This window comes from Colwellia psychrerythraea, assembly GCF_000764225.1.
Taxonomy (GTDB): Bacteria; Pseudomonadota; Gammaproteobacteria; order Enterobacterales; family Alteromonadaceae; genus Colwellia; species Colwellia psychrerythraea_D.
Window position 1 is genome coordinate 50350 of sequence record NZ_JQED01000024.1, and the last position, 13021, is coordinate 63370.

The window sequence follows — 13021 nt, forward strand, 5'->3', positions numbered from 1 at the left end:
ATTCTACAAACACATGGAGAGGCCGTCACGTGACAGAAAAACATCTAATTTGGGACTTACCCCTACGCATTTTTCATTGGGGTTTTGCACTGACTATTTTAGCGGCCTGGTATACTGCTGAGCAAGGTGCAGATCTCGTAGAGATTCATATGAAATTGGGTTTTGTTGCTTTGGGCCTGATAGCTTTTAGAGTGTTGTGGGGGGTGATTGGTCCGAAACATGCTCGGTTTTCACAATTTATCCCTTCCCCTTCCAAGCTAATCGCGTACCTACGACCTTCAAAGACTAATAAGAGCACCGCGGGTCATAACCCATTAGGGGCTTTGATGGTCATATTAATGATTTTACTGATATCAACTCAGGCAATAAGTGGATTATTCATCAATGATGATGTGTTTTCATCAGGCCCTTATTACGGCAGTATAAGTAATGATTTAGAAAAGGTAATGAAGTTTTTACACCACAATGTTTTTGATTTTATGATTGCCGCAATTGTTTTACATATCGCCGCTATCACTTTTTATTGGCGAGTAAAAAAAGAAAACCTAGTGCTGCCCATGATCACGGGTAAAAAGACTGCAGCGCACGTTAAAGCTTCTGATGCGATTCCGCACTCAAAGATTATTCTTGGTTGTGTTGTTGCTGTTTGTTGTGTCGCCTTTGTCTATTGGTTAGTGGTGATCAATGCACCTGTCCTTGAAGAATTTTACTATTAGTACTGAGCCGTAATTACGCGTAAGTAATATTAAACTATTACTTACGCTCTAAGAAACAGAGAGGAAAAGTCTAGTGTAAAGCCGCTAGGTTACATACCCGTTTAAGTAATTTACATAAATTATAAATACTCACAGCTAACTTAAAATTAAAAGTAATGGCGATACTCAAGCTTAAATTCTTGAAAGCTTTTATTCTCATGGGTATTACTTTCAACACGATGGAAGTTAGCTGAAAAGCGTATACTGTCATTAATGCCAAGTTCCACACTTTGCTCAATGCTCACTCGACTTCGCTGTGTTTGGTCAAACAAGAATTGATAATGCTCTGCATCAACTAGCAATGTACTTATTGGCCAGTAATAAAGAAAGCCTGCTTGTAAACCGGGAGCAACTGATGCATATGTATCAAGCTTGCGATTAAATTCAAGACGACCTGTAGCTAATAAAAACACATAACTATTTTCTAAGGGTTGATAACTGACCCCACCACCACCCGAGCCTTGGGTAACCAGTACTTCCTTATCCATAGTCCATTGTTGCTCAACGCTAATATTTGCTTTCCAAGACCAAGGTGAGAAATAATCATTTCGTGCGGATAACGAAACAATATCAAGAAGTTCAGCCTTTTCAAGCTTCACATCACCCCCGTCGTAAAGTCTGACCATTAGATTCACCATATTTAATGACATACCGGTATAATAACCTGACATAGGATCTAACAAATCGTGATAGCTACCTCGGTATTTTATTTCCGCAAAGGATTTATCAAGGTTTTGTCCTAGACTAAATCCGACCATCGCCGTTTTATGCCCTAAGTCTGGCCTACCTGGCTGTTCTATAGGGATAACTAACTTAGTTTTGTTTTCATTCAACCGTCTTAGCAGTAGAAAACTTCGGCGGGTTGTTTCTTTTGGTCGCCCGTTGAAAGTATTTTGATAACGTAAATAGCGATAAGCACTATCAACAACACTTTGCTGCTGCACTTTACTCAGTTTGATGAATGATTCGCTATTTAGTACCTCAATATCTTGGGATAACGCGAGTGCTAGTTCACTTTCTTCATCGCTAAGCATTGCTAATTGTGCTTTTAGTTCAGTTAAAATCGATGGGCGGTATTGGGTTTGGGTTATTAAGTCGCCCTCTTGCACTACTCTTACCGTATCTAACGGCATAGCTGTTACTGGGAAGTTTTTAGCTAGGTATAAACCAGGTCTGGCGACATCCAACAACTCTAACAAACGAAATGAACAATTCTCATCAAAGAAGAAGTATTCAAAGTTAATACCTTGTAATTCCCATACATGCGCTAACATAGTATCTATTTCTGTTTGCGTTAGGTTTAATTCATATTCCCATAAGTCACGGTTTTCTAGGCGGTTATATTCTTTAATTTTCTCAAAGTAAGGGTTTGCTGAAAAATGCCCTGGATAACCACCAGTTAACCCTTTAGCGGCATATAAAAAACCTGCATCACCCTCTGTTACCGAGGCACCAAAGTTTAACGCGTAAGAAAGGTAAGTGGAGCCTTGCTCAACATTGTCGGGGTCAAAGCGTAAAAAAGTGTGGCCATACATTGATGAAGGACTGTTTAATTGAGCAGATGCAAAAACCAATACAACCTTGGAAGTATTTAGTTTTTTACGCCAATCTTTATATTCTTGACAATGAAAAGGCACAACTTCTTTAGCAAGCCCTTCAATGTTTTCTAATAAAAATGAAGTTCTAGCAGGAAATTTACACTGTATATCGTCTTGTACCTTTAAAGCGGCAATCGTTGCCAACAATTCGTTTTCAGGGTTAGTATTCCCATCACTCGCTAAAAAGAAATTAGCATCGTCAACATAGCTTTCAAGCGCACTGCCTTCTGTTTGCATATTGATATGCAATAACGCTCGCCATTGCTCTGTTTTAGCTAATTGAGCTGAGTTAACATAGTCTTGCGAATCAGCATTCGGGGAGATAAATATAAAGAATGCTATAGAGAGAAGAACGGCTTTAACTTTCATAGGTTAGTTTTATAAGTAATACAATTATAATAAGTGGTATAGCGTAAATAAAAAAAGGCTACTTAAAGCAGCCTTTTATCATCGATAACAGTGAATACTAAACAGTATATTTAGCTAAATTTTCATCACTTTTCATTAGAGAAAACATTGAGCTTACTACATGCTCAGTTGTTGCTTCTTCTGAAGGGAATAGTGTATTGAAATTGTTATGTAATGTAGATTTGAATAATTCACGATCAGCTTCTGAAACACCTAAAGAAACGGCAACAGCAGTTAATGCTTCACCATCACCACGAGCAACATCTTCACTAAATTCGTCCATAATCATACTAACATCAATCATTTCCTTACCACCGTAAGTCAATGTGCCTTTAGTTGAACAACCGTTAGTTCCAAATGTCATCCCGAAGGTATTATTACCAGTAGAGTTATTTGTCGTTGCTGCAAGAACATGACTAGGCGTACCAGATTGTCCCGCAAAAAGCATATTACCCCAACCACATGTTTGGCTACCGGGTGCATCTGCTAGTGCAGAAGTAGATATTAATAATGTTGAAGCGATTAAAAGTTTTTTCATAATAAATCCCTATAAAGTTATGTTAAATAATACTTATTTAAAAATAGAAGCCATTGCAGTCTAATACATCTATTGACGTAATTCTAGCGTTACAAATAATATTTTCTTCTGCTTTTTCCTCATCAAATAAAAGATCATATAAATTTAAATAAAAATGGAATAACCGGAGAAAAGCAGGCAATAAAAAAGCCTTATAACTAAGTTAAAGGCTTTGATAATATTGTTTAATTATTAATAATAATGCCTATTACTATTCTTCTTTAAAGTCGTCATGGCAACCACCGCAAGTTTTACCCACGCCACCAATTGCTTTTTTGATTTCACTTTCATTGTTAGACTTGGCAGCAGCAATTAATGCTGATGAAGCAATAGTTAATTTATTGATATCTTTATTGAAGTGTTCAGGTTCTTGCCAAATTTTAGCTAATGCTTCAGTTTTCACATCAAACTTAGAAGTGTCCGTACGGGTATAATCAGCAATCATTAAAGACAATTGATTGATACGTACAGCATTTTTTTCAACCACCTTGGCATCAAGTGGGATCTTACCTTTAGCCATAGCGCCCAATGGACCCATGTTACTACCTAATAATTTGAAAATTGATTGGCGTAATTCAGTTGCATAAATTGCATGCTTTTCAGAACTTGCAGGTTGCGCCAAACTTGCCGTGGCAACCACTAAACTGCTAGATATTGTTAACGCTAAAATACTTTTTTTCATGAAACTCATTAATTTACTCTCTGTTAATAATTGTTGTTTATGTCCATTGTCCCGCTAGTCTAACTTACCAACGAGTTGTAACAAGTAAGAACTTGTAACAAAACAATAATAGTTAAAATAACAATTAAACCATTGTAGTTAAAGCTTTTTATAGACCATTTACTATATCTTTAACTAAAGGTGGTCCTTGATAAATAAACCCTGTATAAACTTGCACCAAACTTGCGCCCGCCTGAAGTTTTTCATTCGCATCATCACTTGAGGCGATACCGCCCACTCCAATAATGGGTAACTTATTGTCAAGAGCTTCACTAAGGATTTTAATGACTTGAGTGCTTTTATCTTTAACCGGTTGACCACTTAAGCCCCCCTGTTCAGAACCAAATTCAAGGCCTTCGACACCTTCTCGACTCAGCGTAGTATTCGTCGCAATAACACCATCAATGTCATTATCAACTAACGATTTAGCGATAGATTTAACTTCATCTTCGGTTAAATCGGGGGCAATTTTAACTGTAATGGGTACATATTTACCATATTTATCAGCAAGAACGCTCTGCTCCGCTTTCAATACTGACAATAACTCATTTAAGGCTTCCCCATATTGCAGAGAGCGTAAGCCTGGGGTATTTGGAGATGAAATATTCACCGTGATGTAAGTCGCTAAGTCATAGACTTTACGCATACAATGCAAGTAGTCATCTTTGGCATTTTCTTCAGGTGTGTCTTTATTCTTACCTATATTAATACCAAGCACACCTCTAAAGTTCGCGGCTTGTACTTGCGAAACTAAATAATCTACGCCTTTATTGTTAAACCCCATACGGTTTATAACCGCATTTGCCTCAGGCAATCTAAAGATACGAGGTTTATCATTACCCGGTTGTGGACGAGGTGTTACTGTGCCCACTTCGACAAAACCAAACCCCATTGAATTAAAAGCGTTTATACATTCACCGTTTTTATCTAAGCCTGCAGCTAATCCAACAGGGTTTGGGAACTTAATGCCCATCACTGTTAGCGGTTTATCTTGTACATCTTGCTTATAAAAAATATTGAGTGGAGATTTTCCTGTGCTTTTCAAACTCTTAATAGTTAATTCATGAATGGTTTCAGCATCAAACTGAAAAAGTACTTTACGAATGGCTGGATAAAACATAATGCCTCGGTGTGTAAACTAATAATAAAAAAAATCCCCGCTAGGCGAGGATTTTATCAGTTAACTCTAACATTACAACATGCTAGCTTTGATTGACCAAAATAAATTTACATCGATGTTCTTTTGAGCTTTATTTTGGTGACACTGGCTGACAATTTAAGCTTAATAACATTAATTCACGTAACGCTACCGAGAACTTAGCGAAATCATGGGACTGTCCAATTTTAAAATCAGCTAATATATGTTTCCAACGTTCAAGTGGTTGTTCATTAGTATCGATCCACTCAGTAAGCAACTGTTCTAAATCTGCAAATTGAGCATCACATTGACAGCGTAATACAACCGAGGTCAATGAGCGCTGTTGCCAATCTAGCTCTTCTCTAAACGACGCACGAGCAAGTGCTTGCCAATGATTTGCGACAGGTTGACGAGTAATTTGGTCTAGGAACCAATGTAATTCTAAACGAGCACCAAGTTTAAAGTACAAGCTAGCCGCTTGTTCAACAGTACAGCTATTTTCTTGTGCAATTTCAGCAATATCCATGGTTGAGAATAAAGTGCTTAATTGAGACACTCGTTTTGCAATCACAGTAGGCACGCCTGACTCAACTAAATCACTCGCTACACGCTGTAAGGACTCAATTTCTTCACTGAGCATAAAGCTCGGTAACTGATCCGATATAATCGCAAATGTTGGTTGATACAAAGCAATTGACTCTGCAATTGAAAGCGACTTATTGCGGTGACGTAAGAACCAACGAGTTACTCGACGTACTGTTCTACGGTACTGATATAACATCTCCGTTTGAATAGCAGTAGATATTTGATTATCTAACACTTCAATTTGATTCCAAAATTCACCCAACTCAAATACCGCACTGGCAATAATGTACGCATTCGCGATGTCAGCAACACTAGCACCTGTTTCTTCTTGCATACGGTTGACAAAATTAAAGCCCATGTCGTTGCCAATTTTATTAGCAAGTTTGGTCGCAATAATTTCTGCGCGCAATGGATGCTGCTGCATTTCACTTTGATATTGTTCGCGTAACTGTTTAGGGAACGCTTCAATGAGTAAATTATTGTGGTATGGGTTTTCTGTAATTTCTACATGAACTAAATCATCTTTGAGAACCATTTTGCTATAAGCAAGTAATACCGATAGCTCCGGACGAGTCAGTCCTTTGCCTTGTGCTAACCTTTCAGCAATTTCTTCATCATCAGGAATAAACTCTAAATCACGGTTTAATTTTCCTGCGCGTTCAAGTTCGTGAATAAAGCGAACTTGCTCTTTTAACTGATTTGCACCACGCATTGCGGTAATAGATAACGAATGCGTTTGACGATAACAATCTTCAATAACGATATCACCAACTTCGTCAGTCATATCAGCCAATAATGTATTACGCTGCTTAACGGTTAAGTCACCATTTTGTACTAAACTATTTAGTAATATTTTGATGTTTACTTCATTATCTGAACAATCAACACCACCAGCGTTATCAACAGCATCAGTATTAATACGACCACCATGGGCAGCATATTCAATACGTCCCAATTGCGTTAAACCTAAGTTACCCCCCTCACCGACAACTTTAGCTTGTAAATCAGCGCCATTGATTCGTAAATTATCATTCGCTCTATCACCTACTTCTAAGTGAGTTTCTTGACTCCCTTTAACGTAAGTTCCAATACCACCATTCCAAAGTAGGTCTACTTTCATGGTAAGCAGTGCTTGCATCAAGTCAGTAGGCGCCATGCTCTGTTTTTGTGTACCAATCATTTTCTTAATTTCAGGCGTAAGTTTGATTGATTTCACATGACGGCTAAAGATACCACCACCTTTGGAGATTAGCTCTTTGTTGTAATCTTCCCAAGTACAACCGGCTAAGTTAAACAAGCGTTCGCGTTCTACATATGAACTTGCCGCTTCTGGGCTTGGGTCAATGAAAATATGCATATGGTTAAAGGCAGCTTGCAAACGAATATGTTTTGATAACAACATACCATTACCGAATACATCACCCGCCATATCACCAATAGCAAGACAGGTAAAATCTGAACTTTGACAATCAATGTCCATTTCTCTGAAGTGACGTTTCACTGACTCCCATGCACCCTTGGCGGTAATACCCATGGCTTTATGGTCATAACCTACACTACCACCTGAGGCAAAGGCATCACCCAACCAAAAGTTATACTCATCTGATATAGCATTAGCAACATCTGAGAAAGTTGCTGTGCCTTTATCAGCTGCAACAACTAAGTAGGCATCATCTTCATCTAAACGGAGTACATCCTTAGGGGGTACAATTTCACCGCCAACTATATTGTCGGTGATATCTAGTAATGCACGGATAAAGGTACGGTAACACTCTTTACCTGCTTCAAAGATTTCTTGACGAGAGCCATTTGGAAGTTGCTTACAAACAAAACCACCTTTTGCGCCAACAGGCACAATAACACTGTTTTTAACTTGCTGAGCTTTAACTAAGCCAAGTACCTCGGTACGGAAATCTTCACTTCTGTCGGACCAACGTAAACCACCACGAGCAACCTTACCACCTCGTAGATGAACCCCCTCAATTTGAGGAGAATAAACAAATATTTCAAATTTTGGTATTGGCTGAGGCATTTCACTGATTTGATCAGGCACAATCTTAAATGAAATGTACGATTTATCACCTTTAACAGGATCCGCTTGGAAATAGTTAGTACGAATGGTGGCATTAATCATTTCAACAAATCGACGGATTATGCGGTCATCATCTAAATTCGCAACATTATCAAGTGAACTTTCAATGTCAGCTAAAAGCTTATTGGTTGCCTTTTCTTTTGCAACAGCCGTCGATTTACTTTTCGGATCAAAACGTAAGGTAAATAGTTTAATCAGTTGTTCAGCAATTTCTGGGTAACGAGAAAAAGTATTTTCAATATAGCTTTGGCTAAATCGACCAGCAATCTGACGGTCATACTTAGCAAATGCTCGTAAGATTGAAACAGCTCGTCCTTCAATACCTGCACCTAAAATAAGACGGTTAAAACCATCGTCTTCTAAATCACCGCTCCAAACTTTAGCAAATGCATCTTGGAAGAGCGTTCTTACTTTATAAACATCAAACTTCCCTTCGCCCGTCAGATACATTGAAAAATCTAAAATCCAACTCGTATCTTCATCTGTTGTTCTGATGCCATAAGGTCTTTCACCAATAACTCGTAAACCAAAGTTTTCTAACATAGGCAACACATCACTTAAGTGAATAGGTTCGCCTTTATGGAATAACTTCAACTTAACAAACCGGCTATCAGGCTTTTCTTCAAGCGGTTGATAAAACAACATTTCTAGCTCATTGTCAGTACTGATGCTTTCCAGTTTTTCAATATCAACAATGGCTGAGCCTGGTAGCACATCATCTTTATAGGCTTGAGGAAATTTCACGTATTTACGGCTTAAAGCTTTCGCTGCAGCTTCACCACGATTTGCCCCTAAAGCGCTGACTAATTTATCATCCCAATTACGCGCCGCTTCATTTAAATTCTTTTCAATTTCTTTCACATCAATGTCTGCTTTCGTTGAGTTCACTCGAACAATATAATGGGTTCTTGCATGAACCGATTCAGAGAAGAAGGTAGTGAATTCGACTTCTTCATTACTATCAAATACTTCCTGTAATAATTTTTGAGTGTCCATACGTAACTGGGTGTTGTAACGCTCTCTTGGCACATAAACCATACACGAATAGAAACGATCAAAAGTATCACGACGAACAAATAATCCGGTATAATCCCGTTCCTGCATCTGCAAGATACCCGTTACATTATGCAGTAACTCATCAACAGAAGACTGTAGAATTTCATCTCTTGGATACGTTTCTAATATGTTAATTAACGCTTTATAATTATGAGTACCCTTGGCAAAAGGAGACGCCTTACAAACAGACATAACTTTAGAGTTAATAAAAGGCAAATCTAACGCACTATTGGTGTAATAAGCAGAACCGAAAAGTCCGATAAAACGTTCTTCACCAACGACATTTCCTTTGTCATCAAAACGTTTAACACCAATATAATCAAGCTGAGCAGGACGATGAACACGCGAACTAGAGTTGGTTTTAGTTAAAATAAGATGATTTTGACCCAAAGCAACTTCACGCCCTGTTTCACTTAAACTTGATACTAACCGAGACTTTGAACCTTGCGAGTTTTTCATCAAACCAAGGCTTGATTCAATATTCGCTTCTAAAGAAATATCACCCTTAACAGCTTTAACGTCATATGAACGATAGCCCATCAAAGTAAAGTTATTTTCAGAAATCCAATTTAAGAAACTTAACGTATCTTCTTTTTCTGCTTTAGAACCAGGTAATTGCCCTTTTTTAACCTTTGCAATAACGTTGTTTAAACACGCTAACATCGGATTCCAATCACTAACCGTTAAGCGAATATCTTCAACAACTGACAGTAAGGCCGTTTTGATAGTATCTAACTCATCTTGACTAGACTGACGGTCAATTTCGATTAAAAACACGGTTTCTTCTGAACTTGCTTTAATGCTGTTATCTATAATTGGTGCTAATTCAGTCACTTCATGCTTTTTATCACGGATAATTTTAAGCGGAGCGTTTAACATTAAATGCGGTGATACACCTAATCGATTTAAGGCGATACGGATAGAGTCGACTAAAAATGGCATATCCTGAATGATCACTTCAATAATAGTATGACTTGATTTCCAGCCATTTCTACTTACTGAAGGGTTAAATACATGAATAACAGGAGCATCGTCTTTATGCTCGTTTAGTGAACTCCATAAACTTAGCACCGCACCATACATATCACTTTCATTACGATGATCTAGGTCTAAAGATGACAAGTTTCCATAAAGCAAATGGGCGAACTGCTCAACTAAGGGAGCTGTTTTGTCGTTTACTTTGTGTTGGATGAGTTGTGCAACATTGCTAAGTATAACCGAGGGTGAACCGTTTACTAACGCCATGGATGTTCCCTTTTAAAAAAAGCTTGAAATAATTTATTTTTGGTTTTGATAAAGCTTATCTCTTTGACTAAAGCAGTCGCAAGAACAACCTTTATACTTTATATTTTTATGGATTGTCTATCAGAATAGACTATCAATCGGATTTTATGAATAAATTTAGGCTTTTGCGAGTGTTATTTTGTATTTTAGTTAGTTAATTCTTAAGGGATGTAGCACTAATTGAACAGTTTATTTTACAGCTAACTATGTTTATGCAGTTATGATAAATAGATAGTGATTAAACGGCTTTTTTATTGTTTATTTATGCAATATTTCCGAGCAAATTTTATTTATATTTAACCATAAAAAAAGCACTTAAAAATACTGGTAGGTATTTAATTAAGTGCTTTTTTCAATAATAGTTAAACTAGCGGAAATAAACTCGAGTATTTAACAAACGTCGTAAATTTATTATTAACATTGTCGAGCTAAATAAGTTACGACTTTTGTTTGTCTATTTTTTATCATGTCCCTTCGTTGGCCATAAAAAGGCAGAGAGTGCAGGTAAAACAATAATGGCTGCTAACATATTTACCAGAAACATAAAGGTCAGCAATATTCCCATGTCAACTTGAAACTTCAAGTCTGAGAAGAACCAAGTAGAAACACCTATGGCTAACGTTAAGCCGGTAATAAGTACTGCACTACCGCGCTCCTTTAAAGCCTCAAGATATGCATCATGAACATTCAAACCTTCTTTCAGTTTAATACTCATAGTAGACAGTATATAAATACCGTAATCCACACCAATACCTACACCTAGCGCAATGACAGGTAAAGTCGAAACTGTTAAACCTATATCAAGCGCGGTCATTAACCACTGAGCGAGTGTTGAAACGACATATAAAGGTAAAACCACGACTAAGGTTGCTCTGATACTTCTAAAACTAATTAAACATAATGCAATCACAGCACCGTATACATAAAGCATCATTGGTAGTTGTGCTTCTTCCACCGCTTCATTTGTCGCTGCCATCACTCCAACTGGACCAGAGGCTAATTTGAACTGGACTTGTTCACTACCTAATTCATTGGCAGTCGCTTTAACAGCTTCAATTACAGTATTAATGGTATCTGCTTTGTGATCTTCTAAGAATAAAATCACTGGCATAACACTACAGTCACTATTAAGAAGACCGCTAGACGATGGTACTCGTGCAATTGACTGTACTAATGTTTGTTGATTGCGAGGAATAACACGCCATTTAGGATTACCTTCATTATATCCAGCATTAACGATCTTGGATATAGAAGCCAAACTCACGGCAGATTGAACACCTGGAATATTTTCCATCTGCCATTGAAAGCGGTCTATCGTTGACATGGTATCGTAATAAGTACAGGCATTCGCATTAGTTTCAATAATGACTGACATATAATCAACACTGATCGCGTACCTATCTGTAATTAAAAAGGTATCTTGGTTATAACGCGATGATTCATGTAAAGCTGGAGCGCCTGCATGTAATTCACCTATTTTCAAACCTTGACCTTTATAGAAGCCGACAACAAATAAAATTGCCGTTACAAGTAGAATAACTCTCGCAGGGCCTTTACTAGCGAAACCTGCCATAAAAGACCAAACAGCACTTTGTTCACTGAGCTGTCCAACCTTAGCGTTTACTTTAATGTTAGTGAATGAAAGTAAAACAGGAAGTAAAACTAGGTTAGTTAAAATAATCATCGCCACACCGATTGAAGCGGTAATAGCGAGCTCTTTAATGATGCCAATATCAATAGATAGTAGTGTTAAAAAACCAACAGTGTCGGAAAGTAATGCCACACCACCTGGGATCAAGAGTGCTCTAAAACTTGCTTGGGCTGCTGAAGCAGGCGTTAGACCAGAAGCGACTTTTTTAACAACCGAATTTATCATTTGTACACCATGACTAACGCCAATGGCAAAGACTAAAAAAGGGATCAAAATCGACATAGGGTCAAGACCAAAGCCAAGACTTGATAGCATGCCCATTTGCCAAACCACCGCAACTAACGAACATAGAATAGGCAAGATTGTTAACCGAATTGAATGGCTAAAAATGTATACCATCACGGCAGTGATAGCGATTGCTAGGGCAAAAAATAATACTACTCCCTTAGCACCTTCAGCAACATCACCAACCATTTTAGCAAAACCAATAATGTGAACACTAATATTATTATGCTCATACTCTTGGCGAACTTCTTGTTCTAACTTTTCAGCTATCTCAAGGGTATCTAATTTTTCTCCAGTATCTGGATTAAACTCTAGTAAAGCAGCTTTGACCATGGCACAACTGTAATCATCTGCAACAATACTACCAACAATACCTGCTTTTTCGATGTTACCTTTAACAATGGCTAAGCCGGCTTCTGTTGGTTGAAAGTCCGCAGGAATCACTGGACCACCAGCAAAACCATCCTCAACAACTTCAACAAAACGAGTGTTTGGCGAGAATAGAGATTTAACTTGAATTCTATCTACCCCAGGGATGAAAAATAACTTGTCATGTACACCTTTCAATGCGTTAAAGAAGTCCGCATTAAAGATATCGCCATCGCTATCACAGACAGAAATAAGGATATTATTAGCACCGCCAAAATTTGCCCTATGCTTCAAATAGGTTTTCATGTAGCTATGATTTAGCGGTATATTTTTAGTAAACGAAGCGTCGAGTCTAATTTGTGTTGCTTGAAAAAGAAAAAAGGCACTGGTGATAATGAATAACATTAGGACCAGGATTTTATGGCGAAATAGGCCTACTTCAATACGGTTAGCCAGAGAAATTTTCATATTAATACGTTCCGAACTTTAATAAATTGATAAT

Annotated in this window: 7 protein-coding genes; 1 reads left to right on the top strand and 6 read right to left on the bottom strand. The window is 37.7% G+C overall.

All coding sequences use genetic code 11. The features are described 5' to 3' along the window. The first annotated feature begins 29 nt into the window (after window positions 1–29). Complete coding sequence (locus tag ND2E_RS10985; RefSeq protein ID WP_033093862.1) at window positions 30–716, top strand: cytochrome b/b6 domain-containing protein; 687 nt, start codon at window positions 30–32, stop codon at window positions 714–716. A gap of 146 nt (window positions 717–862) precedes the next feature. On the opposite strand, the gene ND2E_RS10980 is transcribed toward ND2E_RS10985, so the two are convergent. The 6 genes from ND2E_RS10980 to ND2E_RS10955 all read right to left on the bottom strand — a co-directional run bounded on the left by ND2E_RS10980 (window position 863) and on the right by ND2E_RS10955 (window position 12987). Next, window positions 863–2722, bottom strand: a complete 1860-nt coding sequence (locus tag ND2E_RS10980; RefSeq protein ID WP_052056526.1) for an Lnb N-terminal periplasmic domain-containing protein — start codon at window positions 2720–2722, stop codon at window positions 863–865. A gap of 97 nt (window positions 2723–2819) precedes the next feature. Next, complete coding sequence (locus ND2E_RS10975; protein WP_033093863.1) at window positions 2820–3299, bottom strand: DUF3015 family protein; 480 nt, start codon at window positions 3297–3299, stop codon at window positions 2820–2822. A 250-nt stretch (window positions 3300–3549) separates the two neighbouring features. Continuing rightward, window positions 3550–4020, bottom strand: coding sequence for a c-type cytochrome (locus ND2E_RS10970; protein ID WP_033093912.1), 471 nt, complete (start codon window positions 4018–4020; stop codon window positions 3550–3552). Window positions 4021–4168: 148 nt separating this feature from the next. After that, window positions 4169–5179 carry a quinone-dependent dihydroorotate dehydrogenase gene (gene pyrD, locus ND2E_RS10965; RefSeq protein ID WP_033093864.1) on the bottom strand — a complete coding sequence of 337 codons (1011 nt, stop codon included), beginning with the start codon at window positions 5177–5179 and terminating at the stop codon, window positions 4169–4171. Window positions 5180–5309: 130 nt separating this feature from the next. Beyond that, the gene (locus tag ND2E_RS10960; RefSeq protein ID WP_033093865.1) at window positions 5310–10175 is read right to left on the bottom strand and encodes an NAD-glutamate dehydrogenase; all 4866 of its coding nucleotides are present in this window, start codon (window positions 10173–10175) and stop codon (window positions 5310–5312) included. Between the two features lie 493 nt (window positions 10176–10668). Continuing rightward, a complete protein-coding gene (locus ND2E_RS10955; RefSeq protein ID WP_033093866.1) occupies window positions 10669–12987 on the bottom strand; it encodes an efflux RND transporter permease subunit in 2319 nt (772 codons plus the stop codon). Between the last annotated feature and the right edge of the window lie 34 nt (window positions 12988–13021).

Coding starts and splice junctions, on each gene's coding strand:
- ND2E_RS10980 (WP_052056526.1), bottom strand. CDS start 2,722: ATGAAAGTTAAAGCCGTTCTTCTCTCTATAGCATTCTTTATATTTATC.
- ND2E_RS10975 (WP_033093863.1), bottom strand. CDS start 3,299: ATGAAAAAACTTTTAATCGCTTCAACATTATTAATATCTACTTCTGCA.
- ND2E_RS10970 (WP_033093912.1), bottom strand. CDS start 4,020: ATGAAAAAAAGTATTTTAGCGTTAACAATATCTAGCAGTTTAGTGGTT.
- pyrD (WP_033093864.1), bottom strand. CDS start 5,179: ATGTTTTATCCAGCCATTCGTAAAGTACTTTTTCAGTTTGATGCTGAA.
- ND2E_RS10960 (WP_033093865.1), bottom strand. CDS start 10,175: ATGGCGTTAGTAAACGGTTCACCCTCGGTTATACTTAGCAATGTTGCA.
- ND2E_RS10955 (WP_033093866.1), bottom strand. CDS start 12,987: ATGAAAATTTCTCTGGCTAACCGTATTGAAGTAGGCCTATTTCGCCAT.